A 23,589-nucleotide genomic window follows, 5' to 3' on the forward strand; every position below is an offset into this window, starting at 1 on the left:
TGGTCCCTTCTCCGATCGGGAGAAGGTGGCCCGCAGGGCCGGATGAGGGTACGGGCGAAGCCCTGCGCAAGCCGGCTTCTTGCGTCCGGCGGCACTGGGTCCGGCGGGCGTCATTGCCAATTCAGCGATCTGCGGCACAATCCGGGTTCCTTCCATCTGCGGTCCCTGTCCATGCGCCTTCCGATCGCCTTGTGCCTGCTCGCCAGTCTCGCCGCCTGCACCTGGGTGCCGATGGCGCCGGAAGGCAAGACCGTGCGCGTGCTGCCGCCAGGGCAGGCACCGGCGGGCTGCGACAAGCGCGGCGAGGTGGTGGTGTCGGTGAAGAGCAACGTGGGTTTCTACCAGCGCAACCCGCTGCGGGTGCGCGAGGAACTGGAGACCCTGGCCCGCAACGAGGCGCCCGGCGTCGGCGCCAACACGGTGCAGGCGATGGGCGAACCGGCCGGCGGCGACCAGCGCTACGCCGCCTATCAGTGCAGCCTACGCTGAACGGGTTAAGCAAGGCGCCTGGCCTGAATTTGTTAAAGATGCGGTAAAACCGGGCAACCGCTAGAATTGGCGCCCCTTCGCCTTATCCCGGCGTACATCTCGATGCTCTTCAACAATGTCTCCATTGCGGGACTGGCGCACATCGATGCGCCGCACACGCTGACTTCCAAGCAGATCAACGAACGTCTGCAGCCCACCTACGACCGCCTCGGCATCCGCACCGACGTGCTCGGCGACATCGCCGGCATCCATGCGCGGCGCATGTGGGACCACGACATGCAGGCGTCCGACGCGGCCACGCTGGCGGCACGCAAGGCGATGGCGGACGCGGGCATCGATGCCGGCCAGGTCGGGCTGCTGGTCAACACCTCGGTCAGCCGCGACTACCTGGAACCGTCCACCGCCAGCATCGTCTCCGGCAACCTGGGCGTGGGCGAGGAATGCATGACCTTCGACGTCGCCAATGCGTGCCTGGCCTTCATCAACGGCATGGACATCGCGGCGCGGATGATCGAGCGCGGCGAGATCGACTATGCGCTGGTGGTGGACGGCGAGACCGCCAACCTGGTGTACGAGAAGACCCTGGAGCGGATGACCTCCCCGGACGTGACCGCGCAGGCGTTCCGCGACGAGCTGGCCACGCTGACCCTGGGCTGCGGCGCCGCGGCGATGGTGCTGGCGCGGGCCGAGCTGGTCCCGGACGCGCCGAGCTACCGCGGCGGCGTGACCCGTTCGGCGACCGAGTGGAACACGCTGTGCCGCGGCAACCTGGACCGCATGGTCACCGACACCCGCATGCTGCTGATCGAGGGCATCAAGCTGGCGCAGAAGACCTTCCTCGCCGCCCGGCAGGCGCTGGGCTGGGCGGTGGACGAACTGGACCAGTTCGTGATCCACCAGGTCAGCCAGCCGCATACCCAGGCCTTCATCAAGAACTTCGGCATCGACCCGAAGAAGGTGATGACCATCTTCGGCGAGCACGGCAACATCGGCCCGGCCAGCGTGCCGATCGTGCTGAGCAAGCTGCGCGAACTGGGGCGCCTGAAGAAGGGCGACCGGATCGCGCTGATGGGCATCGGCTCGGGCCTGAACTGCTCGATGGCCGAGGTGGTCTGGTAAGCGGGTGCGCGAAGCGGCTATTGCGGAGAATCTGCCGACATTTTCCTTAGCGGGTGCCATCTGGCATTTATGGAAAATTATTGCTAGGTTTCTTTCCTTATGTCTGCGTTTGCTGGCTGCAAGGAAAGTCCGATGCCTCTCCACCGTTCCACCGGCCACTACGTTTCCGGTTCGCTCGCTGGGAGTCGCTATCAGGCGTTTGTTCCCGATCCGCTGCCCCCCTCGCCGCCGTTGGACCTGGCCGCGCCGGAACTGATCGCGTGCAAGGAGCGCGCGGATCAGGCCCTGGGACGCCTGGACGGCATCACCTTGATGCTGCCGGATCCGGAACTGTTCCTCTACCAATACGTGCGCAAGGAGGCGTTGCTGTCCTCGCAGATCGAGGGCACGCAGTCGTCGCTATCGGACCTGCTGCTGTTCGAGCTGGACGAGGCGCCTGGCGTGCCGCTGGACGACGTAGAAGAAGTGTCCAACTACGTCGCCGCGCTGAACCATGGGCTTAAACGCTTGCGCGAGGACGACTTTCCGCTGTCCTTGCGCTTGATCCGGGAAATGCACGCCTTGCTGCTGCGGGGCGGGCGTGGCGCCGGCAAGCGGCCTGGAGAATTCCGCTCGGGGCAGGTGTGGATCGGCGGCGCCTCGCCAGCGCTGGCGCATTTTGTGCCGCCACCGCCCGAAGCGTTGGAGGCCGTGTTGGGCGCATTCGAGCGCTTCCTGCATGCACCGGCCAGCGACGTGTCGCCGCTGGTCAAGGCCGCGTTGGCGCATGTGCAATTCGAGACGATCCATCCTTTCAGCGACGGCAACGGCCGGCTGGGTCGATTGCTGATCGCGCTGATCCTGTGCAACGAAGGGGTGCTGCGCGAACCCAGCCTGTATCTGAGCCTGTTCTTCAAGCGCCACCGCGCGGAGTACTACGAGCGTCTCAATGCCGTGCGCATCGGCGGCGATTGGGAAGGATGGCTGAGATTCTTCCTCGACGGCGTGGCGGATACGGCGCAGCAGGCGGTCAGTACCGCGCAGCGCCTGTTGGCATTGCTGGCCGCAGATCGCTTGCGCATCGCTGGCCTGGGCACGCGTGCCGGCAACGTCGGGCTGGTATTCGAACAGTTCGCACGCAGGGTGCTCCTCGGTGTGCCGCAGGTGCAGCCGCATCTACCGCTAAGCGCACCGACGATCCGCGCCGCCATCCGTACCCTGCAGGAACTGGCGATCGTCAACGAACTCACCGGCCAGCAGCGGCATCGCGTCTTCGCCTATCAGGCGTACCTGGACATCCTGAGCGAAGGCGCGCAGCCGCTATGACGGCCTGTGCGCGAACCATTACTTGTGCGGCATCCCAAGCAACGACCCGGCGCACGAGCGCGCCTGCGGTCGCCCTCACTTCCATTTTCGATCGGTCGATGCAGATGAACTACCCCGGCTACCCCTTCACCCCGCAGCGCTTCCAGGTCCGCCCTGGGCTGACCATGTCCTATCTCGACGAGGGCCCGCGCGACGGCGAGGTGGTGGTGATGCTGCACGGCAATCCGTCGTGGAGCTATTACTGGCGCAACCTGGTCTCCGCGCTCAGCGACCGGTACCGCTGCATCGTGCCCGACCACATCGGCATGGGCCTGTCGGACAAGCCGGACGATGCGCCTGGCGCGCAGCCCGGTTACGACTACACGCTGCAGTCGCGCGTGGACGACGTCGCCGCGTTGCTCGCGCACCTGCGCATCGACGGCCCGGTGACGCTGGCGGTGCACGACTGGGGCGGCATGATCGGCTTCGGCTGGGCGCTGTCGCACGCCGCGCAGGTCAAGCGCCTGGTGATCACCAACACCGCTGCGTTCCCGATGCCGGCGGCCAAGAAGATGCCGTGGCAGATCGCGCTCGGCCGCGACCTGAAGCTGGGCGAGCTGGTGATCCGCGGCTTCAACGCGTTCTCCGCGGGCGCTTCGTGGATCGGCGTGGAGACGCCGATGCCGGCCGACGTGCGCCGCGCCTACGTGGCCCCGTACGACAGCTGGACCAACCGCATCAGCACCGTGCGCTTCATGCAGGACATCCCGCTGAGCCCGCGCGACAAGGCCTGGCCGCTGCTGGAAGAGGCCGGCCGGCGCCTGCCCGAGTTCGCCGACCGTCCGGCCTTCATCGGTTGGGGCCTGAAGGACTTCGTGTTCGACAAGCACTTCTTCGCCGGTTTCCACGCCGCGCTGCCCGACGCCGAGGTGCATGCGTTCGAGGACGCTGGTCACTATGTGCTGGAAGACAAGGCCGCGGTGCTGGTGCCGGCGATCCGGCGGTTCCTGGATGCGCATCCGCTGGAGTAAGTGCGTGTGCTCGCGCGGCTGGCATTGCAGACGCGCGAGCAGGCCGGCATCGCGCATCCGCAACGGGTCGCCTCGAAGCTGCAGGGCGATGCCGTGTGCGTGATGGAAATGACGCCCTGATGCCGCACCAGGCTGGACATGGCCGAACCGGCGCCTGCGTTGCAATGCACGCTCGGCCAGGGCGGTGCAGGCGCAGGAAGCGCAGCGCATGCAGGCGGACGTGGACCGTCCCCGGCCCGCTGGCATGGAGCGATAGCCGCCCCGGCGCGCGCGCGGGCGCTGGATCATCGCTGGCGCCGGGAACGCAGCGGGCTCATGCGTCGGGAAGATTGCGTTCGACCACGCCGTCCCAGTCGGCCGCGACCAGCAGCGGCAACCCATGCGCCAGCCGCGACTTGTCGCATTGGGCGCTGCGTTCGCCGAACTCCAGCGACGCGGGCACCGCGGCGCAGACCGACGGGCGCCGGTCGTGGATCGTGCAGCGGCTGTAGCGTCCGATCTCGGCATCCAGCGCCACGCAGCGCGGCTGCGATTGCGAGGTGCCGCGCATCACCCGCTCGTGGGTGCGCAACGGTTCGGTGAGTGCGAACGGGACCCGGCCGCCCAGTTCGGGATCGGCTTCGCTCCAGTGGAAGCTGACGCGGAAATAGGCGCAGCATGCGCCGCAGGTGAGGCAGGGGTGGGCCATGGCAGCCGGGCCTTGCGCGGCAAAGAGCGTTGGGGGGCGCGGCATTCTGACCGAACCGCGGCGCGCTGCAAGCGGCGCGGCGTTCAGGCCTGCGGATCAGGCCAGTCGCGGCGCGACCTGCTGCTGCAGGAAGGCGACGAAGCTGGCGAGCTTGGGCAGCGGCTGGCGGTCCTGCCGGTACAGCGCGTGCACCGGCCGGCCGGTTGGCAGGTAGGCATCGAGCACGCCGACCAGGCGCCCCGCGGCCAGGTCCTCGGCCACCAGCACCTGCGGTTGCAGCAGCAGCCCGGCGCCGTGCAGTGCGGCCTGGCGCAAGGCCGCGCCGCTGTTGCAGCGCAGGACGGTGCGCGCCGGCCAGCCCGCCGCTGCGCCGGCCGGGTCCAGCCGCCAGGCCGTGCGCGGGTTCCAGGCGGCGTGGCCCAGGCAACGGTGCGCGGCCAGGTCGGCTGGCGTCGCCGGCACGCCGTGGCGCGCCAGATAGGCCGGCGCGGCGCAGATCACCATGCGGTAGTGGCCCAGCGGGCGCGCCACCAGGTCCAGCGCGGGGTCGAGCGCGCCGATCCGGATCGCCAGGTCGATCCCGTCCTCGATCAGGTCGACCACGCCGTTGCTCAGCTCCAGTTCGACGCGCACCTGCGGAAACCGCGCCTGGTAGTCGGCCACCGCCGCGGCGATCACGCATTCGCCCAGCGTGGTGGCGGCGCTGATCCGCAGCAGCCCGCTGGGCGAGGCGGCCAGGCGCTCGACCGAACTCTCGGCCCAGCGCAGCTGTTCGAGCACGCGCTTGCCCTCCTCGTAGAAACGGCGGCCGGCGTCGGTCAGGCCCTGGCGGCGGGTGCTGCGCTCCAGCAGGCGGGCGCCCAGGTGGGTCTCGAGCTGTCGGACCAGCTTGCCGACCATCACCGCGCTGATGTCCAGCCGGCGCGCGGCGGCACTGAAGCTGCCGGTGTCCACGGCGGTGGTGAAGACCTCGATGCTGCGCAGCTTGTCCACGATTGCGAACCCTGGGTTTGCAGTGCCGGAAAGTCTGCGCCATTTTTCGTCCCGCGGCACAGGGTAAGACTGCTCGCCTCACAACGCAGGAGAAGGTCATGAAGGCAATCGTCATCGGCGGGACCGGCACCTTGGGCCGGGCCGTGGTGCAGGAGCTGGCGCGCGACCACGAGGTCGTCGCGGTGGGCCACACGCGTGGCGAACACACGGTGGACATCACCGACGATGCCAGCGTGCAGGCGCTGTTCGCCGCGCTGGGGCCGGTGGACGCGATCGTCTCGACCAGCGGCGAGCTGCATTTCGGCGATCTCGCCACGCTGCAGCCGGCGCAGTTCGCGCAAGGCCTGCAGCACAAGCTGCTGGGCCAGGTGCGGCTGGCGCTGATCGGTCAGCACCATCTCAACGAGGGCGGGTCGATCACGCTGACCGGCGGCATCGTCGCCGACGAACCGATCCGCGGCGGCAGCAACGCCACCACGGTCAACGCCGCGCTGCAGGGCTTCGTGCGCGCGGCGGCGTGCGAGCTGCGCGGCGGGCGGCGCATCAACGTGGTCAGCCCGACCGTGCTGACCGAATCGGCCGCGCAGTACGGCGCGTTCTTCCCTGGGTTCGAGAGCGTGAGCGCCGCGCGCGCGGCGCTGGCCTACCGCCGCAGCGTGGCCGGCATCCAGAGCGGGCGCACGTACCGGGTCGGGTAGCAGCATGGCCGACGCCATCGGCGATAATCCGCCGATGACCACGACCTGCAACATCGCCGCGACGCTGCCGCGGCTGGCCCGCGAGCGTCCCGACCAGATCGCCATCCGCTGCCCCGGCCGCCGCGGCGCCGACGGCCTGGCCGCCTACGACGTGACCCTGAGCTACGCGCAGCTGGATGCGCGCAGCGACGCGATCGCCGCCGGCCTGGACGGCTACGGCATCGGCCGCGGCACGCGCACGGTGGTGATGGTGCGGCCGTCGCCGGAATTCTTCCTGCTGATGTTCGCGCTGTTCAAGGCCGGCGCGGTGCCGGTGCTGGTGGACCCGGGCATCGACAAGCGCGCGCTCAAGCAATGCCTGGACGAAGCCCAGCCGGAGGCGTTCATCGGCATCCCGCTGGCGCAGCTGGCGCGGCGGCTGCTGCGCTGGGCGCGCTCGGCGCGGCGCATCGTCACCGTCGGCCGGCGCTGGGCCTGGGGCGGCACCACGCTGGCGCGGATCGAGCGCGCGGGCAGCGGCGCCGGCAGCCAATTGGCCACGACCGCGCCCGACGACGTGGCCGCGATCCTGTTCACCAGCGGCTCCACCGGCGTGCCCAAGGGCGTGGTCTACCGGCACCGCCATTTCGTCGGCCAGATCGAGCTGATGCGCAACGCCTTCGACATGCAGCCCGGCGGCATCGACCTGCCGACCTTCCCGCCGTTCGCGCTGTTCGATCCGGCATTGGGGCTGACCTCGGTGATCCCGGACATGGACCCGACGCGCCCGGCCAGCGCCGATCCGCGCAAGCTGCACGACGCGATCGACCGTTTCGGCGCGACCCAGCTGTTCGGCTCGCCGGCGCTGATGCGGGTGCTGGCCGACTACGGCCGGCCGTTGCCGAGCGTGCGCTGCGCGACCTCGGCCGGTGCGCCGGTGCCGCCGGAGATCGTCGCCAGGATCCGCAGCCTGCTGCCGGAGGACGGCAAACTGTGGACGCCGTACGGCGCCACCGAATGCCTGCCGGTGGCGGCGATCGAAGGCCGCGAGCTGCAGGACACGCGCGCGGCCACCGAAGCCGGCGCCGGCACCTGCGTCGGCGCGGTGGTGGCGCCGAACGTGGTGCGCATCGTCGCCATCGACGATGCGGCGATTCCCGACTGGTCGGGCGTGCGCGAACTGCCGGCGGGCACGGTCGGCGAGATCACCGTGGCCGGGCCGACCACCACCGACACCTATTTCAACCGCGACGCGGCCACCCGCATCGCCAAGATCCGCGAACGCCTGGACGACGGCAGCGAGCGCATCGTGCACCGCATGGGCGACGTGGGCTATTTCGACGCGCAGGGCCGGCTGTGGTTCTGCGGGCGCAAGACCCAGCGCGTGGAGACCGCGCACGGGCCGCTGTACACCGAACAGGTCGAGCCGATCTTCAACACCCTGCCGTGGCTGCGCCGCAGCGCGCTGGTCGGGATCGGCGCGGCCGGCGCGCAACGGCCGGTGCTGTGCTACGAACTGCAGCCGGGCGTGGCGGCGCCGGCGCAGCCGCAGGCCGAATTGCGCGCGTTGGCGCAGGCGCACCCGCACACCGCCGGCATCGCCGATTTCCTGTGCCACCCGGGCTTCCCGGTGGACATCCGCCACAACGCCAAGATCGGCCGCGAGAAACTGGCGCTGTGGGCCAAGGACCGCGTGCGCTGAGGCCGTGGCGATGGGCGAGCGCTACCGGCTGGACGACCTGCGCATCGACGTGGCGCGGCAACGGGTCGAGCGCGACGGCGTGGCGCTGGAACTGGGCGGGCTGAGTTTCCGCCTGCTGCACTACCTGCTGCGGCAGGGCCAGCGCGTGGTCGGCTTCGACGAACTGATCGCGCAGGTGTGGGCGCCGGCGCTGGTCAACGAGGAGACCGTGACCCAGCGCGTGCGCCTGTTGCGCCAGGCGCTGGGCGATGCCTCGCGGCAACCGCGCTACCTGCGCTCGGTGCGCGGCCAGGGCTACCAGTTGTGCGCGCCGGTGCGCAGCGACGACGACGGCGACGACGGCGCACCCGTGCGGTCGCGGCGGCGCTGGCGCGTCGCGGCGGTCGCTGCGTTCGTCGTGCTCGGCGTCGGCGCGCTGGCGGCGCTGGCGTGGCGGTGGCATGCGCCGCCGCAGCCCGTGGCGACGGCGCCGCTGCTGCAGCGCGCCGACTACTACGCCGGCATCGGCCAGCGCGACGACAACGAACGCGCGATCGCGCTGTACCGGCAGCGCCTGCAGCAGGCGCCGGACGAGCCGCGCGCGCTGCTCGGGCTCAGCCGCGCCTACAGCGCGCGGGTCTGCCAGTACGGCGGCGATGCGCAGCTCGCCGCGCTCGCGCAGCGCCTGGCGGCGCAGGTGATCGCCGCGCAGCCGCGGCTGGCCGCCGCGCATGCCGCGCTCGGCTACGCGCACGATTGCCGCGGCGAGTACGCGGCCGCCCTGGCCGCCTACGAGCGCGCGCTGCAACTGGATCCGCAGGCCGACGCGGTGCGCGGTTCGGCCGCCTACCTGTACGAACGCAAGGGCCAGCTGGCGCAGGCGCTGGCCGCCAACCTGCAGGTGCGCGACCCAGCGCGGGTGCGGTTCCTGCCGATCCAGATCGCCAGCAACCTCAATCTGCTCGGCTACGTCAGCGCCGCCGAAGCGCGCTATCGCGACAGCTTCCAGCTGTATCCGGACAGCGCCTTCTCCAATCTGGCCTGGCCGAGCTTCCTGTTCGCGCACGGCCGGACCGCCGAGGCGCAGGCGGCGCTGGACGAGGCGTTGACGCGCGGCACCGACTACGCCGGCCTGTACCTGCTGCAGGCGGAACTGGCGCTGGCGCAGGGCGATCGGGCGCGTGCGCGCCAGGCCAGCCTGCAGGCGCTGCGGCTGCGTCCGCACGGCAGCCTGGCGCAGACCGTGGCGTGGACGCTGGACGCGCAGCCGCGGCCGGCGGCGCCGGCACTGCGCGCGCGGGCGCAGGACCTGCTGCGCGGCATCGCCCATGGCGCCGATCCGCTCGACGCCCTGGACGCGGCGCTGTTGCTGCAACTGGCCGGCGACCTGCCCGCGGCGCTGGACGCGCTGCGCCAGGCGCAGGCCGCCGGCTATCGCGACGGCGCCTACCTGCGGGCGTCTGCGCTGCTGGCGCCGCTGCGCACGCAGGCCGGCTTCGCCGCGCTGCTGGCGCGCAACCAGGCCGACATCGCCGCACAGCGCGCGCAGGTGCGCCGCGCCGGCCTGCTGCCGCAGGAGACCGGCGCGGCTACGGCAGCGCCTTGAGCACGTAGTCGGCGAGCAGCGCCTGCGACTGCGGATGCATCTTCGGCGTGTTGTAGGCGCTGCGGGTGATCACCACCACCAGCCGTTCCTCGGGCAGCACGAACACGTAGTTGCCGCCGTTGCCGGACATCGCCCACACCCCGCGCTCCACCCCGCGCACCGGGAAGCGGAAGCGCCACAGCTGGTAGCCGTAGTCGGCGTCCTCGCGCGCCTGCGCGTGCACCGTGGTCATCGCCCGCACCCAGTCCGCCGACAGCACCTGGCGGCCCTGCCAGCGGCCCTGGTCGAGCAGCAGCTGGCCGAACTTGGCCAGGTCGCGGCTGCGGTAGCGGGTGCCGCCGCCGCCCATGCCCACGCCTTCCGAGGCGCGGCCCCAGCGCGCGTCGGTGATGCCCAACGGGCGTTCCAAGGCCTGCGCGGCGAAATCTTCCAGGCGCTGGCCGGTGGCTTTCTCCAGCAGCGCGCCGAGCAGGAAGCTGCCGGCGGTGCAGTAGGAAAAGGCGCGGCCGTGCGGGCTGTCCTCGGGGCGGCGCATCCACGGCGCGTAGCCCTTGATCGGCAGGTCCAGCGCGAACTGGGTCCAGTCCGCGCTGACGTACATGCGTTCCTCGTTGCCGCTGGAGAACGCGTTGTCGTCGTCGCATTCCAGTTGCGAACTCATCGTCAGCAGGTCCTCGACGGTGATCGCGCGCTTGCGCGGGTCCGGGTTCTGCCAGCGGCGCTCGCCGAAGGAATCGTAGACCCTGGCCTGCGCGCCGGGCAGGCGGCCGCGGTCGATCGCCGCGCCGACCAGCAGCGCGGTGACGCTCTTGGTCGCCGAGCGGGTGTCGTGCAGGGTCTGGCGGTCGGCGCCGCCGAAGTAGCGTTCGTAGACCAGCGCGCCGTCGCGCGCGATCAGCACGCTGCTGGTGCCGGGAGCCTTGCCGTCGGCGATGGCCTGCTCCAGCGCCGCGAGCGTGGCCATGTTCCAGCCGCCGGCCTTGGCGTCGGCGACCTGCCAGCCGTCGTCCAGCGCCGGCGGCGCAGGGGCGGCGATGGCGGCAGGCGCGGCGTGGGCGGGAGATACGGCGAGGGCGAGCAGGGTGCACAGCAGGAAGGGGACGCGCGGCATGGTGGACCTCGGGTTGGATGTGGTCCGCGCACTGCGCCAGCGCCGCGGCTGAAGTGCCTGATGCCACGGTGAAGATTTATGAAGTGGCGTCGGATCAAGGACTTGGGATGCGCCGCGGCGCGCCCGCGGGTTCGCGGATCGCGTTCCCGGGCGCCCCCGGCTATCGTGTGCGCCCTGGTGCGATCGGTGCGGCGCGATGAAGATTGTGGTGACGGGCGGTGGTGGATTCCTGGGCCAGGCGCTGTGCCGCGGCCTGGTCGCGCGCGGGCACGAGGTGCTCAGCTACAACCGCGGCCACTATCCCGAGCTGCAGGCGCTGGGCGTGGCCCAGGTGCGCGGCGACCTGACCGATGCGCAGGCGCTGCACCATGCGATCGCAGGCGCCGACGCGGTGTTCCACAACGCGGCCAAGGCCGGCGCCTGGGGCAGCTACGACAGCTACTACCAGCCCAACGTGGTCGGCACCGAGAACGTGCTGGCCGCCTGTCGCGCGCACGGCGTGGGGCGCCTGGTCTATACCTCCACGCCGAGCGTGACCCACCGCGCCACCCATCCGGTCGAGGGCCTGGGCGCGGACCAGGTGCCGTATGGCGAGAACTTCCAGGCGCCGTACGCGGCCACCAAGACCATCGCCGAGCGCGCGGTGCTGGCCGCCAACGATGCGCAGCTGGCGGTGGTGGCGCTGCGGCCGCGGCTGATCTGGGGGCCGGGCGACAACCAGATCCTGCCCAAGCTGGTCGCGCGCGCGCAGGCCGGGCGCGTGCGCCTGGTCGGCAGCGGCGACAACCTGGTCGATTCCACCTTCATCGACAATGCCGCGCAGGCGCATTTCGACGCGTTCGCGCATCTGCGCGTCGGCGCGGCCTGCGCCGGCAAGGCGTACTTCATCTCCAACGGCGAACCGCTGCCGATGCGCGAACTGCTCAACAAGCTGCTCGCCGCGGTCGGCGCGCCGCCGGTGACCAAGACCCTGTCGTTCAAGGCCGCCTATCGCATCGGCGCGGCCTGCGAAACGCTGTGGCCGCTGCTGCGCCTGCGCGGCGAGCCGCCGCTGACCCGCTTCCTGGCCGAGCAACTGTGCACGCCGCATTGGTACAGCATGGAACCGGCGCGGCGCGATTTCGGCTACGTGCCGCAGGTCTCGATCGCGCAGGGCCTGCAGCGCCTGGCGTCATCATGGAGCCGCGACATTCCCGTCACTTCCTGACGACCGGCGGTTTCCGAAGATGGCTGCGCGCCGATTCGGCACGACAACTTTTGGACATTGCCATGCTGCATTACGCCATCATCTTCTTCGTCATCGCCATCATCGCCGCCGTGCTTGGCTTCAGCGGCATCGCCGGTGCGGCGACCAACATCGCCTGGATCCTGTTCGTGGTGTTCCTGATCCTGGCCGTGATCTCGATGTTCCGTCGCGGCAAGGTCTAGTCCTTCCCCGCTGCGCCCGAAACGGCCCGCGGTCACGGAGCGCTGCTCCGCGACCGCGGGCCGTTTCGCATGTATGACAGGCGGAATGCGGAGCTTCGGTCCTCGATCGGCGCGCTCGTTTTCCGTTGATTCAGGCGTCCATGCGCGTGTGCAGCGCCTCGACGCAAGCGCAGTGTGCACGCACTTGCTGCAGCAGGGCCGGTGCAGCGCCCGGCACAGTCGACCCGCAGACGCCACCGCTCAATCATCGCCTCCGGGTACGTCCACCGCGCTGCGCAGCGCCGCATCCTGCGCATGGCGTTCCAGCGCCAGCTCGATCAGGCGCGTGACCAGCGCGCGGTAGTCCATTCCGCTGGCCTGCCACAGCTTGGGGTACATGCTGATGCGGGTGAAGCCGGGCAGGGTATTGATCTCGTTGACGACGATGCGGCCGTCGTCGCCCAGGAACACGTCCACCCGCGCCAGCCCGGCGCATTCCAGCACCCGGTAGGCGCGCAGCGCGACGGCGCGGATGCGCTCCTGGGTGGCGTCGTCGATCGCCGCCGGCACCACCACCTCGGCGCCGGTCTCGCTGATGTACTTGGTTTCGTAGGAATAGAACGCGTCGTGCACCACCACCTCGCCGCACACGCTGGCCTGCGGCGCGTCGTTGCCGAGCACCGCGCATTCGATCTCGCGCCCGTCGATCGCCGCTTCCACCAGCGCCTTGTGGTCGTAGGCCAGGGCCAATGCCAGCGCCGCAGCGAAGCCGGCCGCGTCGTGCACCTTGCTCACGCCCACCGACGAACCCTGGTTGGCCGGCTTGACGAACAGCGGCAAGCCGAACTGCGCGGCCAGCGCGGCGAAATCGGCCTGCGCCGCCTCGGCGCGGCGGATACAGGCGAACGGCGCCACTTCCAGACCGGCATCGCGCAGCAGGCGCTTGGCCACGTCCTTGTCCATCGCCAGCGCCGAACCGAGCACGCCGGAGCCGACGAATGGCAGCCCGGCCATGCGCAGCAGGCCCTGCAGCGAGCCGTCCTCGCCGAGGGTGCCGTGCACGATCGGGAACGCCACGTCGATCCGCTCCAGCGCCTGCGCCGGCTGCAGCGCGCGCAGGGGCTGCGTGGCGTCGCCGGGGATCACCGCCACGCCGCGGCCGCTGCGCTGCAGCGCGATCCGCGCCGGATCGTCGGCATGCAGCAGGAACCCCTCGCGGTCGCTGGCATGCCAGCGGCCCTGCTTGTCGATGCCGATCAGGATGGCCTCGAAGCGCTGCGGGTCCAGCGCATCGACGATGTTGCGCGCCGACTGCAACGAGACCTCGTGCTCGGCCGACTTGCCGCCGAAGAGGATGCCGACCCGGATCTTGCGCATGCACGTCCTCGCCGCAGGGCGCCGCTGTGGGGCGCATAGGATGAGGGTTTTCGCCGCCGCGGCCCAGTCCGGCACGCTGTCGCATGGCGCCACGCCGCGGCCTTGTAGAATGCCCGCATGTCGCCTTCTCCCTTCGATGCCCTCAAGCCCCTGGCCGGCCGCGCGCTGGAAGCGGCGCTCAACCGCGCGCTGGCGCTGGACCCGGATACCCGCGAGGCGCTGCGCGGCCTGGATGGCCAGCGCGTGGCGCTGACCCTGGAGGCGCCGGCGCTGGCGCTGCAGGTCCGGGTGGACGGCACGCGCCTGCAGGTCGGTCCGGTGGACGCGGCGCAGGAGCCGGACCTGGCGGTGCGCAGCACCCTGGGCGGGCTGTTCGCGCAGTTGCCGTTTCTGGCCCAGGCGCGGCGCGGCGCTAGCCCCGGCGGGCGGGTGCGGGTGTCCGGCGACGCCGAGCTGGCGCGGCGCCTGCAGCAGTTGGCGGGGCGCTTCGACCCGGACTGGCAGCGGCCGTTCACCCAGGTGTTCGGCGACGTGCTCGGCGTGCAGTTGGCCAATGCCGCGCGCACGGCGCTGCAGCAGGCGCAGCGCGGCGCGCAGGATCTGGCGCAGAGCGCGGCCGAATACGTCACCGAGGAATCGCGCGACGTGGTGCCGCGCGCGGAGCTGGAGGCGTTCTACGACGACGTGGACGCGGTGCGCGACGACGTCGAGCGCCTGGCCGCGCGCGTGGCGCGCCTGCAGCCGGGGCGCGGCGCATGAAGGCGATGTTCCGCGCCAGCCGCATCGGCCGGGTGATCCTGCGCTACCGCCTGGACGACCTGCTCGACGGCACCCCGGCCGAGCGCTGGCTGCGCCTGGCCAAGCCGTTCGTGCCGCGCGCCAGCCCGGACATCGCCGCGCAGTCGCGCGGCGCGCGGTTGCGCCTGGCACTGCAGGACCTGGGGCCGATCTTCGTCAAGTTCGGGCAGATCCTGTCCACGCGCCGCGACCTGATGCCGCCGGACGTGGCCGAGGAACTGACCCTGCTGCAGGACCGGGTGCGTCCGTTCGACGGGCAGGCCGCGCAGCGCATCGTCGAGCAGGCGCTGGGGCAGCCGATCGCGGTGGCCTTCGCCAGCTTCGACACCACGCCGCTGGCCTCGGCCTCGATCGCGCAGGTGCACGCGGCGACGCTGCACGACGGCCGCGAAGTCGTGGTCAAGGTGCTGCGCCCGGACATCGAGCGGCAGATCGGCGCCGACATCGCGCTGCTCAAGTCCGCCGCCGCGCTGGTCGACCGCGCCCATCCGCGCGCCGACAAGATCCGCCCGCGCGAGGTGGTCGCCGAGATCGAGACCACCCTGGCCGCGGAACTGGACCTGCAGCGCGAAGGCGCCAACGCCAGCGTGCTGCGCCGCTTCTGGCTGCATTCGGACGACCTGTACGTGCCGGAGGTGATCTGGAGCCACACCGCCGAGCGCGCGCTGACCCTGGAGCGGGTGCGCGGCATCCCCTCCGACGACATCGCCTCGCTCGACGCCGCCGGCATCGACCGCAAGGCGCTGGCGGCCAAGGGCGTGCGCGTGTTCTACACCCAGGTGTTCCGCGACAACTTCTTCCACGCCGACGCGCACGCCGGCAACATCTGGGTCGACAGCGATCCGGCGCGGCGGATCAACCCGCGCTTCATCGCGCTGGACTTCGGCATCATGGGCCAGCTGTCGCAGGAAGATCAGTACTACCTGGCCGAGAACTTCATGGCCATCTTCAACAAGGACTACCGGCGCATGGCCGAGCTGCACGTGGAGGCGGGCTGGATGCCGGCCAACGTGCGCATCGACGAACTGGAGGCGGCGGCGCGCTCGGTGTGCGAGCCGTACTTCACCCGGCCGCTGTCGCAGATCTCGCTGGCCGAGGTGCTGATCAAGCTGTTCCGCGTCGCCCAGCGCTACCAGCTGACCCTGCAGCCGCAGCTGATCCTGCTGCAGAAGACCCTGCTCAACATCGAAGGCGTGGGCCGCCAGCTGGACCCGGAACTGGACATCTGGGCGGTGGCGCGGCCGGTGCTCGAGCGCATCCTGATCGAGCGCTACAGCCCGCAGCGCGCGCTGCACGAACTGCGCAAGCGGCTGCCGGAAATCATGACCCACGCGCCGGACATGCCGCGCCTGGTGCACGGCTGGCTGCGCCAGCAGGTCGAAGGCCGCCACGAGCTGTCGATGCGCTCGCGCGACCTGTTCGAGCTCAACCTGATCCTGCTGCGCATGCAGCGCCGGGTGGTCACCGCGATCACCGGCGTGGGCCTGCTCACCGTCGGTACGCTGCTGTACGCGCTCGACGCCGGCGGCCCGCAGCTGGGCGGGGTGTCGCTGTGGGCGTGGGTCGCCGGCGGGGTCGGTGCGCTGAGCCTGCTCGCGGCGTGGTGGCGGCGCTGACCGCGGCCGCGCTTCCCGGGATCGGCTCGGCCATGTCCGGGCGCTTGCCGGGAACCTGCCCGCCCGACCGCGGCACGCGCCGGCACCGCGTGCCGTCGACGACCTGAGCGAGCACAGCATGCAGGACGACACCCTGCACCGTGTGCGCGCCGAACTCGGCGCCGCCGGCCCGCGTCACGACGCCAACGAAACCGAGCGCGCGCGCCGCCTGCTCAACATCACCCCCGAGACCGGCGAGCTGCTGGCGCTGCTGGTGCGGGCCACCGCCGCGCGGCGCGTGCTGGAGATCGGCACCTCCAACGGCTATTCCACGCTGTGGCTGGCCGAGGCGGCGCAGGCGCTCGGCGGCCGCGTGGTCAGCGTCGAGTACGCCGCGCACAAGGCAGAACTGGCGCGGCAGACCTTCGCCCGCGCCGGCGTGCAGGAGACGGTCGCGCTGGTGCACGCCGAGGCGGGCGCGTGGCTGGCCGGCGCGGGCAGCCACGCCTTCGACCTGCTGTTCCTGGATGCCGAGCGCAGCCTGTATTGCGCCTGGTGGCCGCAGCTGCGCCGCGTGCTGCGGCCGGGCGGCCTGCTGGTGGTCGACAACGCCACCTCGCATGCAGCGGAGATGGCGCCGTTCGCCGCATTGCTGCAGGCCGACCCTGCGTTCGCCTGCACCACGGTGCCGGTCGGCAACGGCGAACTGCTGGCGGTCAAGGCCGGCTGAGCGCCGCCGCTCAGTGCCCGGCCGGCACCCCGGCCACCTTGGCGAAGAAATCGTAGATGCCCTGGTCGCTCATCTTGCGCGCGTTCGCCAGTTCGCCTGCCTTGGTTGTGTAGCGCGGCTTGCCGTCGGCGCCGACCACCACCGCGGCCGGAATGCCCTTCTGGATCGGATCGCCGTAGGCCTGGCTCAGTTCGAGGTTGTGGTCGAAGTTGCCGACGTCGATCTTGACCACTTCGAAATGCGCGTTGACCAGCGCGGCGTTCCTGGCCGTGTGCAGCGAGGCGTCGAGCGCGCGGCAGTCGCCGCACCAATTGGCGCCGAAGATCAGCAGGGTCGGCTTGTGCGCCTTCCTGCCGGCCGCCAGCGCCTGTTTCACCTGGGCCTTGGCGTCGGCCGCGGCGTCGTAGGGCAGGTCCAGCGCCTGCGCCAGCGGAACCACGGTCAGCAGCGACAACAGCAGCCAGCGTTTCATGGGGACTCTCCGCAGCGTGGGGGGGGAGGTCATCGTCGAGCCGCGGCACGGCAGCGTCAACGGCTGGCATGGGATGCAGTGTGGCGCGCACATTGTGGCCGGGGCTGCCGCGCGCGGATAATCCGACGGTGAGCACCTCCCCCGATTCCCTGCAGATCCTCCATCTCGATGCGTCCCTGGCCGTGGTCGACAAGCCGGCGCGGCTGATGGTCCACGACAGCAAGCTGGCGCGCGGCGAGGACGACTTCCTGGCCGATCGCCTGCGCGAGCAGCTTGGCCGCCCGATCTTCCTGGTGCACCGGCTCGACCGCGCCACCAGCGGCTGCCTGTTGCTGGCCTTCGACCGCGACACCGCCAGTGCGCTGGGCAAGGCGTTGATGGGCGGGGAGGTGGACAAGGACTATCTGGCGATCTGCCGCGGCTGGCCGGCCGAAGAACGGTTCGACGTCGACCACGACCTCGACGGCGGTCCCGGCAAGCCGCTGAAGAAGCCGGCGCGCACGCGGTTCCAGCGCCTGGCCTGCGGCGAGTTGCCGGTGCCGTCGGGCGAGTTCGGCACCTCGCGCTACGCGCTGCTGCGCTGCAGCCCGGTGACCGGGCGTTTCCGCCAGATCCGCCGCCATCTCAAGCATCTGTCGCACCACCTGATCGGCGACACCAGCCATGGCGACGGCCGCCACAACCGCATCTTCCGCATGCATGGCGTGCACCGCATGCTGCTGCACGCCGAGCGGCTGGCGTTCCCGCACCCGGACGGGCGCCGGATCGAGGTGGTCGCCCCGCTGGACGCCGAGTTCGTGCGCGCGTTCGGGCTGTTCGGGTGGTCGGCGGCGCCGTGGGCGCCGGGCGGCGTTACCTGTTAGCTGGTTTCTGGAGCCGGCGAGAGAGTCCTGTAGGAGCGGCTTCAGCCGCGACAGGCTTTACCGGCAACGCCCGTCGCGATGAAGTCGCTCCCACAATGGGTTCCGTTCGGCGCAACGTTTCCAGATGCGGTGGGAGTATTCGGCCCTGGAATTCCGCCGCAAGCGGGACGCGCACCGCTTCGCTCGTCGCGGTTGACACCGCTCCTACAGCAAGCGCGGCGCAGGACGTGCGGCGATCGGAACGCAGGCGTCGCGTTCGTGCTGGAGCTGCGGCGACGGCAACGGCGCCGCGGCGCGACAAGGGCGGCACGCGCACAGCCACCCGCGCGCCGCCGTCACGGCAGGACTACGGCTTCGCCGGCGGGGGCGTGTTGACGGTCTGTTCCAGGTCCTTCTGCAGGTCGGCGAACAGCGGGGTGATCTTCTGCTGGATCGCGCCCATCAGGTTCTGCATCAGCTGCGGGGTCTTGTCGAGCATGCTCTGGCCGGCCGGGCTCTCGTAGAACTCGGCCATCGCCAGCACGTCCTGCTTGGAGAACGACTGCTTGTACAGGCTCACGTACAGCGGGCGCATCTCCTGCCACGACAGCGCCTTGCGCACGGTGGCCTGGGTGCGTTCCTGGATCTGCTGCACCTTCTGCTGCTGCGCCGCGTCGAGCGGGCGCTGCGCGGTCAGCTGCGCGAACTGCTGGCGCTGCATCGCCTCGATCTGCGGCAGCATGCTGTCGAGCATGTTCTGCGCGCGCGAGGCCGACAGCAGGCGGTTGACGTCGCCGTCGCTGGGCGGCTCGGCCAGCGCGGGCGCCGCGGCCAGGGCCAGCAGCGCGGCCAGCAGCAGGCGCTGCGGCCAGGTACGGGAAAAGATCGGGGTCGGGTTCATCGAGCGTCCTGCAAGGCGGTGACCGGCGGCCAGGATACGGGAATCGCCGTGGCCTCGCCGTCTGCGCCCTGCGGCGAGCCGGCCTGCCGGCAGGTTGGCGATCGGGCGGGCCGCGGCAGGGGAATCCGGGACCGGGCCGCCCGCGACGGCGGCGCGCGCGCCCGCCGTTCAGCCCGCGCGCCAGGGGAAATCAAGCGGTATGGCGGATGCCCTACAATCCGCGGATGGGTAACGGGGCCATCCACATCTCGAGCAGCCTGGCGATTCCGGAAACGGAAATCGTCGAGCGCTTCGTGCGCGCCAGCGGCGCCGGCGGGCAGAACGTCAACAAGGTCTCCACCGCGGTGGAGCTGCGCTTCGACCTGGCCGGCTCGCCGTCGCTGCCGGAGCCGTTGCGCGCGCGGCTGCTGGCGCGGCGCGACCGCCGCATCACCGCCGAGGGCGTGCTGGTGATCGATGCGCAGCGCTTCCGGACCCAGGACCGCAACCGCGACGACGCGCGCCAGCGCCTGGCCGAGTTCATCGCCGCCGGGCTGTCGGTGCCGAAACGGCGCATCGCCACCAAACCCTCGCACGGCGCCAAGCTGCGACGCCTGGACGCCAAGCGCGAGCGCAGCCAGATCAAACGCGGCCGTTCGCCCGGCCGCTGGGAGTGACTTTTGAGCGAACGCGATTTCTCGTTGCCGCCCGCGACCCCGAACATGCCGATGGTCAAGCCCAGCCGCTTCGTGCGCTGGCTCGGCCGCACCGCGCTGCGCCTGACCGGCTGGCGGGTGGTGGGCGAGTTCCCGGACGTGCCGAAGCTGGTGATGATCGTCGCCCCGCACTCGTCCAACTGGGACGGCTTCCTGGGCTTCGCGGTCAAGTTCGCGGTCGGTTTCGACGTGCGCGTGCTCGGCAAGACCCAGCTGTTCTGGTGGCCGCTGGGGCCGCTGCTGCGCAAGCTCGGCGGCATCCCGCTGGACCGCAAGTCGCCGCGCGGGGTGGTCGAGCAGGCGGTGGCGCTGATCCGCGCCGCGCCGCGCATGTGGTACGTGATCACCCCCGAAGGCACGCGCAAGCGCGTGGAGAAGTGGAAGGTCGGCTTCTGGAAGATCGCCCACGGCGCGGAGATCCCGATCTTCCCGGTGTACTTCGACTATCCCAGCCGCACCGTCGGCCTGGGCCCGCTGTTCCACACCAGCGAGGACATGCACGGCGACGTCGCCGCGATCCGCACCTGGTACCGGCCGTGGCGCGGCAAGCATCGCGATACGTTGTGAGGCCGGCCGGCACGTCGGTGCGGATGCGGTTCCTGTAGGAGCGGCTTCAGCCGCGACAGGGCGCTGGCGGTAAAGCCCGTCGCGGCTGAAGCCGCTCCTACAAGGGCGCGCGACCTGCAGCAGCCGAACATGCCTGGCAGCGCCGCGACAGCACGCTGCCGCCGGACTGTGCGTGTACTGCAGGTACAGGCCGCGACCTCCCGTCGAACCAGGACACCGCGTAGGCGGGCGCAGTGCACGTGCGTCGTGGCGGCATCATCGGCCACGCGATCCCACCTGCAGGAGCGACTTCGGTCGCGACTGAAGTCGCTCCCACACTATCGCCGCGACCTGCAAGGAGTCGAAAAAAGCCCCCGGCGCGGTGCCAGCGGCGTCGCCGCTACAGCGCGCTGCCGCCGAACTTGTGGGTGTACTGCAGGTACAGGCTGCGGCCCACCGTGTCGAACCAGGACACGTCGTAGTACGGGTACGCGGTGTAGGTGCGGTCGTGCGGCGGCATCTTGTCGAACAGGTTGGTCACCGCCAGCGACAGTTGCGCGTGGTCGCCGATGCGGTACTGCACCGAGGCGTTGTAGCGGTAGGTGGCGCCGATCCACGGGCTGTCGCCGCTTTCGGGGTCGAAGATCTGGTCATAGGAATCGGAACTGGGCAGCCGTCCCAGGCGCTCGCCATGCAGCGTCGCCGACCACGCCTTGCGCTCCCACGACACGCTGGCGCTGGCCTTGGTACGCGGGATGTCGTAGCCGCTGTTGACCGCGAACTCGTCCACCATCGCTTCGCCGGCGTAGACCTGGATGTCGTGGCGGCGCACCCAGGTGTAGCTGCCGCCGAAGCGGAAGGTGCCGATCGCGGTGTCCAGCCGGTAGTGGGTGCTCAGGTCGATGCCGCTGGTGCTCTCGCGGGCGATGTTGATCGGGTTGACGAAGACCCCGTACAGGTCGCCGTCGGCGCTGCGGGTGACCCGCGCCAGCGCCTGCCGGCAGGTGGTCGAGGCCGCGTCGAGTTCGCCCAGCCGGCACGCGGATTCGTCGCGCAGCACCTGGTCCACGCGCAGGTCCTGCACCTGGTTGCGCATGTCGATGTCGAAGTAGTCCACCGACACGTCCAGCTCCGGGCGCGGCGACCAGACGACGCCGGCGGTCCACGAGGTGCTGGTCTCCGGATCCAGGTCGCGGTTGCCGCTGCGGCCGCGGATGATGCCCTCGTCGTTGTAGCTGCAGTCCTCGATCGCCACCCCGGGCTCTTCGCTGGCGCAGCGGTAGTAGTCCACGCCGGAGGTCTCGTCGTTGCCGGGGCCGGCGTAGACGTAGTGCAGGTCCGGCGCGCGGAACGCGGTGCCGTAGGAGCCGCGCAGCAGCAGCGTGTCCAGCGGCCGCCATTCCAGCCCGCCGCTGTAGGTGAACTTGCCCAGGGTGCGGCCGGAGAAGCGGTACTGGTCGTAGCGCCCGGCCAGGCTCAGCGACACCGTCGACAGCACCGGCAGGCGCAGTTCGCTGGCCAGCGCCCAGCGGTTGCGGCTGCCGTGGCCGTCGGAGTCCTTCCAACTGTAGTAGTAGTACTGGGTGGCCAGCGGATCCGGACGCAGGTCGTAGCCCTGGTTGCCGAACTCGGCGGTGGCCGACAACCCGGCGTCGCCGCCGGGCAGCGCGAACAGGCTGGTGTTGGTCACGGTGAAGGCGGCGGTGTCGGTGCGCGAGCGCGGCTGGTAGACGCTGCGCCGGGCGATGCTGTCGTACTCCTCGCGGCTCAGCGGCGTGTACAGGCGCTGCGGATCGGCGTTGAAGATCGGCAGGCCCGAATCGTCGTCCACGCCCAGCTGCGGGCCGAGGAACAGCGCATTGGCGCGCTCGGCGACGATCTGCGGCCAGCTGATCGTGGCCTGGTATTGCGAATGGCTGAGGCTGGCCTCGTAGTCCCAGTCCGCGGCCAGCTTGCCCTTGAAGCCGGTGGTCAGGCTGAAGGTCTTCTGCCGCGTGCGGATGGTGCCGGCGTCCAGCCCGCCCATTTCCTCGGGGCTGAACTGGCGGCCCCAGGCTTCGATCTGATCGGTGGCCTGGTTGTAGAAATAGCCTTCCTCGTTGCCGTCCGGGGCCATGTACCCCCACTGGGTCACGTCACGGAACAGCGACAGCTCGTGGTAGCCCAGCTGCAGGTCGGCGAACCACTGCGTGCCGCCGTCGAAGGCGTAGTTCAGCGAGGCATAGGCGTTGATGCCACGGCGCTTGTTGCCGATGGTGCCGTAGCCGATCGAGGCGCTGCTGCCGCAGAACTCGCCGTAGCCCGGGCGCGAGGCGTAGCCGGTGCTGCCGCGGTTGAGGCCGGCAACCGCCTCGCAGGTGGCCGCGCCCGGGTCGAGATAGTTGTCGTCGTAGTCGGTGCGCAGGAAGGTGCGCCGCGGCACCTGCGAACGCTCGGTCGGGCCGTCCAGGGTGCTGTCCTGGCGGCTGCGCTGGTAGGCCCACAGCGGATTCTGGGTGACCGCTTCGGCGCCGAACACCGCATCGAACGCGCCGCGCGAGAAGCCGCTGCTGATGCTGAGGTTGAAGCTGTCGCCGCCGCCGCCGCTGGTGTCGCCGAAACGGTAGTCCAGGGTGGTGCCGTCGGCCTGCTTCTTGAGGATGAAGTTGACCACGCCGGAGATCGCGTCCGAGCCGTAGATCGCCGAGGCGCTGCCGGTCAGGATCTCGATGCGCTCGATCATCCCCAGCGGGATGTTGGAGATGTCGGTGAAGTTGCTGCGGCCCTTGAACGGCATCGGGAAGTCGGCGATGCGGCGGCCGTTGACCAGCACCAGGGTGTGGTTGGGGCCGAGCCCGCGCAGGTCCACCTGCTGCGCGCCCGGCGAGAAGTCCGCGCCGCTGGCCGACTGCGGGCTCTGCGTCTCGCCGCCGTTCTGGGTCATCGCGCGCAGCACGTCCGGCACCGAGGTGAAGCCGTTGGCCTTGATCTGTTCGGCGCTGATCACGCTGATCGGCGCCGGCCCTTCCAGTTGCGCGCGCGGGATGCGCGAGCCGGTGACCTGCAGCGTCTGCAGGTCGGCGACCGGTGCGATGGGCGCGGCGGCGGGCAGCGCGGCGCGCACCGGCTGCGCGCGCGGCGGCGCCGGGTCCTGGCGCCGTACCAGCCAGGCGCCGGAGGCATCGCGCTGGGCGAGGAAGCCGCTGCCCTGCAGCACGCGCTGCAGCGCCTGCGCGGTGTCCAGCTGGCCGTGCGCACCGCCGCTGCGCGCGTCGCCGAGCTGGTCGGCGCGGTAGATCAGCTGCGCGCCGGATTGCCGCGCCAGCGCTTCCAGCGCCGCGCGCAACGGGCCGGCGGGAACGTCGATCCGCACGCTGGCGGCCTGGCCGCCGGCAGCGGGTTGCGCCTGCGCCGCGCAGGCGGTCGCACAGGCCATGCTCAGCAACAGCACACGCATCGGATATCGCATCGCGTTTCTCCCCTGACACAGGCGCAAGGCCACGCCCCCGCTAGTCAGGACGAACGACCCGCGCAAATCCCCCCCGGCCTCGATGCACGCCCGCGCATC

At 70.8% G+C, this 23,589-nt stretch carries 22 protein-coding genes; 15 read left to right on the forward strand and 7 right to left on the reverse strand.

All coding sequences use genetic code 11. The features are described 5' to 3' along the window. Positions 1–171: 171 nt before the first annotated feature. From OCJ37_RS01285 to OCJ37_RS01300, 4 genes are all read left to right on the forward strand, one after another. On the forward strand, positions 172–489 hold the full coding sequence (locus tag OCJ37_RS01285; RefSeq protein ID WP_263111865.1) for a DUF4156 domain-containing protein: 318 nt from the start codon (positions 172–174) through the stop codon (positions 487–489). 102 nt (positions 490–591) lie between these two features. Further along, positions 592–1,608, forward strand: coding sequence for a 3-oxoacyl-ACP synthase III (locus OCJ37_RS01290; RefSeq protein ID WP_263111866.1), 1,017 nt, complete (start codon positions 592–594; stop codon positions 1,606–1,608). Between the two features lie 132 nt (positions 1,609–1,740). Further along, on the forward strand, positions 1,741–2,913 hold the full coding sequence (locus OCJ37_RS01295; protein WP_263111867.1) for a Fic family protein: 1,173 nt from the start codon (positions 1,741–1,743) through the stop codon (positions 2,911–2,913). A 104-nt stretch (positions 2,914–3,017) separates the two neighbouring features. Beyond that, a complete protein-coding gene (locus OCJ37_RS01300) occupies positions 3,018–3,923 on the forward strand; it encodes an alpha/beta fold hydrolase (RefSeq protein WP_263113543.1) in 906 nt (301 codons plus the stop codon). 313 nt (positions 3,924–4,236) lie between these two features. On the opposite strand, the gene OCJ37_RS01305 is transcribed toward OCJ37_RS01300, so the two are convergent. Both OCJ37_RS01305 and OCJ37_RS01310 read right to left on the reverse strand, forming a co-directional pair. Continuing rightward, complete coding sequence (locus tag OCJ37_RS01305; RefSeq protein ID WP_263111868.1) at positions 4,237–4,611, reverse strand: YkgJ family cysteine cluster protein; 375 nt, start codon at positions 4,609–4,611, stop codon at positions 4,237–4,239. Between the two features lie 96 nt (positions 4,612–4,707). Then, on the reverse strand, positions 4,708–5,604 hold the full coding sequence (locus tag OCJ37_RS01310) for a LysR family transcriptional regulator (protein WP_263111869.1): 897 nt from the start codon (positions 5,602–5,604) through the stop codon (positions 4,708–4,710). Positions 5,605–5,702: 98 nt separating this feature from the next. Between OCJ37_RS01310 and OCJ37_RS01315 the strand changes: the two genes are divergently transcribed. The 3 genes from OCJ37_RS01315 to OCJ37_RS01325 are packed head-to-tail and all read left to right on the forward strand — an operon-like array spanning position 5,703 to position 9,568. Then, entirely contained in the window at positions 5,703–6,302 is a 600-nt protein-coding gene (locus tag OCJ37_RS01315) for a short chain dehydrogenase (protein WP_263111870.1), read from the forward strand. 34 nt (positions 6,303–6,336) lie between these two features. Continuing rightward, positions 6,337–7,983: an olefin beta-lactone synthetase gene (gene oleC, locus OCJ37_RS01320; RefSeq protein WP_263111871.1), complete on the forward strand. Its 1,647-nt coding sequence runs from the start codon at positions 6,337–6,339 to the stop codon at positions 7,981–7,983. Between the two features lie 10 nt (positions 7,984–7,993). After that, positions 7,994–9,568 carry a winged helix-turn-helix transcriptional regulator gene (locus OCJ37_RS01325; protein WP_263111872.1) on the forward strand — a complete coding sequence of 525 codons (1,575 nt, stop codon included), beginning with the start codon at positions 7,994–7,996 and terminating at the stop codon, positions 9,566–9,568. Here OCJ37_RS01325 and OCJ37_RS01330 read toward each other — a convergent pair. After that, on the reverse strand, positions 9,552–10,679 hold the full coding sequence (locus tag OCJ37_RS01330; RefSeq protein WP_263111873.1) for a serine hydrolase domain-containing protein: 1,128 nt from the start codon (positions 10,677–10,679) through the stop codon (positions 9,552–9,554). The genes OCJ37_RS01325 and OCJ37_RS01330 overlap by 17 nt on opposite strands. A 196-nt stretch (positions 10,680–10,875) precedes the next feature. Here OCJ37_RS01330 and oleD point away from each other — a divergent pair, with 196 nt between their 5' ends. Both oleD and OCJ37_RS01340 read left to right on the forward strand, forming a co-directional pair. Continuing rightward, complete coding sequence (gene oleD, locus OCJ37_RS01335; RefSeq protein WP_263111874.1) at positions 10,876–11,886, forward strand: 2-alkyl-3-oxoalkanoate reductase; 1,011 nt, start codon at positions 10,876–10,878, stop codon at positions 11,884–11,886. 62 nt (positions 11,887–11,948) lie between these two features. Further along, entirely contained in the window at positions 11,949–12,107 is a 159-nt protein-coding gene (locus tag OCJ37_RS01340) for a DUF1328 domain-containing protein (RefSeq protein WP_003468167.1), read from the forward strand. Between the two features lie 240 nt (positions 12,108–12,347). Here the strand turns inward: OCJ37_RS01340 and ddlA are convergent, their stop codons facing one another. Then, entirely contained in the window at positions 12,348–13,463 is a 1,116-nt protein-coding gene (gene ddlA / locus OCJ37_RS01345; RefSeq protein WP_263111889.1) for a D-alanine--D-alanine ligase, read from the reverse strand. A gap of 117 nt (positions 13,464–13,580) precedes the next feature. On the opposite strand from ddlA, the gene OCJ37_RS01350 reads away from it, so the two are divergent. The 3 genes from OCJ37_RS01350 (at position 13,581) to OCJ37_RS01360 (ending at position 16,586) form a co-directional block, all read left to right on the forward strand. After that, positions 13,581–14,222: a ubiquinone biosynthesis accessory factor UbiJ gene (locus OCJ37_RS01350; protein WP_263111890.1), complete on the forward strand. Its 642-nt coding sequence runs from the start codon at positions 13,581–13,583 to the stop codon at positions 14,220–14,222. Beyond that, a complete protein-coding gene (gene ubiB, locus OCJ37_RS01355) occupies positions 14,219–15,877 on the forward strand; it encodes a ubiquinone biosynthesis regulatory protein kinase UbiB (RefSeq protein ID WP_263111891.1) in 1,659 nt (552 codons plus the stop codon). The genes OCJ37_RS01350 and ubiB overlap by 4 nt, the downstream gene beginning before the upstream one ends. A 118-nt stretch (positions 15,878–15,995) precedes the next feature. Beyond that, positions 15,996–16,586, forward strand: a complete 591-nt coding sequence (locus OCJ37_RS01360; RefSeq protein ID WP_263111892.1) for an O-methyltransferase — start codon at positions 15,996–15,998, stop codon at positions 16,584–16,586. Between the two features lie 10 nt (positions 16,587–16,596). On the opposite strand, the gene OCJ37_RS01365 is transcribed toward OCJ37_RS01360, so the two are convergent. After that, the gene (locus OCJ37_RS01365; RefSeq protein ID WP_263111893.1) at positions 16,597–17,058 is read right to left on the reverse strand and encodes a thioredoxin family protein; all 462 of its coding nucleotides are present in this window, start codon (positions 17,056–17,058) and stop codon (positions 16,597–16,599) included. Positions 17,059–17,126: 68 nt separating this feature from the next. Between OCJ37_RS01365 and OCJ37_RS01370 the strand changes: the two genes are divergently transcribed. Next, positions 17,127–17,921, forward strand: coding sequence for a pseudouridine synthase (locus OCJ37_RS01370; RefSeq protein ID WP_263111894.1), 795 nt, complete (start codon positions 17,127–17,129; stop codon positions 17,919–17,921). Between the two features lie 346 nt (positions 17,922–18,267). On the opposite strand, the gene OCJ37_RS01375 is transcribed toward OCJ37_RS01370, so the two are convergent. Continuing rightward, entirely contained in the window at positions 18,268–18,801 is a 534-nt protein-coding gene (locus OCJ37_RS01375; RefSeq protein ID WP_263111895.1) for a DUF2059 domain-containing protein, read from the reverse strand. A 224-nt stretch (positions 18,802–19,025) separates the two neighbouring features. Here OCJ37_RS01375 and arfB point away from each other — a divergent pair, with 224 nt between their 5' ends. Then, complete coding sequence (gene arfB, locus OCJ37_RS01380) at positions 19,026–19,457, forward strand: alternative ribosome rescue aminoacyl-tRNA hydrolase ArfB (protein WP_263111896.1); 432 nt, start codon at positions 19,026–19,028, stop codon at positions 19,455–19,457. A 3-nt stretch (positions 19,458–19,460) separates the two neighbouring features. Then, a complete protein-coding gene (locus OCJ37_RS01385; protein WP_263111897.1) occupies positions 19,461–20,063 on the forward strand; it encodes a lysophospholipid acyltransferase family protein in 603 nt (200 codons plus the stop codon). Between the two features lie 379 nt (positions 20,064–20,442). Here the strand turns inward: OCJ37_RS01385 and OCJ37_RS01390 are convergent, their stop codons facing one another. Further along, positions 20,443–23,478, reverse strand: coding sequence for a TonB-dependent receptor (locus tag OCJ37_RS01390; RefSeq protein WP_263111898.1), 3,036 nt, complete (start codon positions 23,476–23,478; stop codon positions 20,443–20,445). Between the last annotated feature and the right edge of the window lie 111 nt (positions 23,479–23,589).

This window comes from Xanthomonas sp. AM6 (assembly GCF_025665335.1).
GTDB lineage: Bacteria > Pseudomonadota > Gammaproteobacteria > Xanthomonadales > Xanthomonadaceae > Xanthomonas_A.

Bases quoted from the DNA above. Each gene is read 5' to 3' on its own strand.
- OCJ37_RS01285 (WP_263111865.1), top strand. From the start codon at position 172: ATGCGCCTTCCGATCGCCTTGTGCCTGCTCGCCAGTCTCGCCGCCTGC.
- OCJ37_RS01290 (WP_263111866.1), top strand. From the start codon at position 592: ATGCTCTTCAACAATGTCTCCATTGCGGGACTGGCGCACATCGATGCG.
- OCJ37_RS01295 (WP_263111867.1), top strand. From the start codon at position 1,741: ATGCCTCTCCACCGTTCCACCGGCCACTACGTTTCCGGTTCGCTCGCT.
- OCJ37_RS01300 (WP_263113543.1), top strand. From the start codon at position 3,018: ATGAACTACCCCGGCTACCCCTTCACCCCGCAGCGCTTCCAGGTCCGC.
- OCJ37_RS01305 (WP_263111868.1), bottom strand. From the start codon at position 4,611: ATGGCCCACCCCTGCCTCACCTGCGGCGCATGCTGCGCCTATTTCCGC.
- OCJ37_RS01315 (WP_263111870.1), top strand. From the start codon at position 5,703: ATGAAGGCAATCGTCATCGGCGGGACCGGCACCTTGGGCCGGGCCGTG.
- oleC (WP_263111871.1), top strand. From the start codon at position 6,337: ATGACCACGACCTGCAACATCGCCGCGACGCTGCCGCGGCTGGCCCGC.
- OCJ37_RS01325 (WP_263111872.1), top strand. From the start codon at position 7,994: ATGGGCGAGCGCTACCGGCTGGACGACCTGCGCATCGACGTGGCGCGG.
- OCJ37_RS01330 (WP_263111873.1), bottom strand. From the start codon at position 10,679: ATGCCGCGCGTCCCCTTCCTGCTGTGCACCCTGCTCGCCCTCGCCGTA.
- oleD (WP_263111874.1), top strand. From the start codon at position 10,876: ATGAAGATTGTGGTGACGGGCGGTGGTGGATTCCTGGGCCAGGCGCTG.
- OCJ37_RS01340 (WP_003468167.1), top strand. From the start codon at position 11,949: ATGCTGCATTACGCCATCATCTTCTTCGTCATCGCCATCATCGCCGCC.
- ddlA (WP_263111889.1), bottom strand. From the start codon at position 13,463: ATGCGCAAGATCCGGGTCGGCATCCTCTTCGGCGGCAAGTCGGCCGAG.
- OCJ37_RS01350 (WP_263111890.1), top strand. From the start codon at position 13,581: ATGTCGCCTTCTCCCTTCGATGCCCTCAAGCCCCTGGCCGGCCGCGCG.
- ubiB (WP_263111891.1), top strand. From the start codon at position 14,219: ATGAAGGCGATGTTCCGCGCCAGCCGCATCGGCCGGGTGATCCTGCGC.
- OCJ37_RS01360 (WP_263111892.1), top strand. From the start codon at position 15,996: ATGCAGGACGACACCCTGCACCGTGTGCGCGCCGAACTCGGCGCCGCC.
- OCJ37_RS01365 (WP_263111893.1), bottom strand. From the start codon at position 17,058: ATGAAACGCTGGCTGCTGTTGTCGCTGCTGACCGTGGTTCCGCTGGCG.
- OCJ37_RS01370 (WP_263111894.1), top strand. From the start codon at position 17,127: ATGGGATGCAGTGTGGCGCGCACATTGTGGCCGGGGCTGCCGCGCGCG.
- OCJ37_RS01375 (WP_263111895.1), bottom strand. From the start codon at position 18,801: ATGAACCCGACCCCGATCTTTTCCCGTACCTGGCCGCAGCGCCTGCTG.
- arfB (WP_263111896.1), top strand. From the start codon at position 19,026: ATGGGTAACGGGGCCATCCACATCTCGAGCAGCCTGGCGATTCCGGAA.
- OCJ37_RS01390 (WP_263111898.1), bottom strand. From the start codon at position 23,478: ATGCGTGTGCTGTTGCTGAGCATGGCCTGTGCGACCGCCTGCGCGGCG.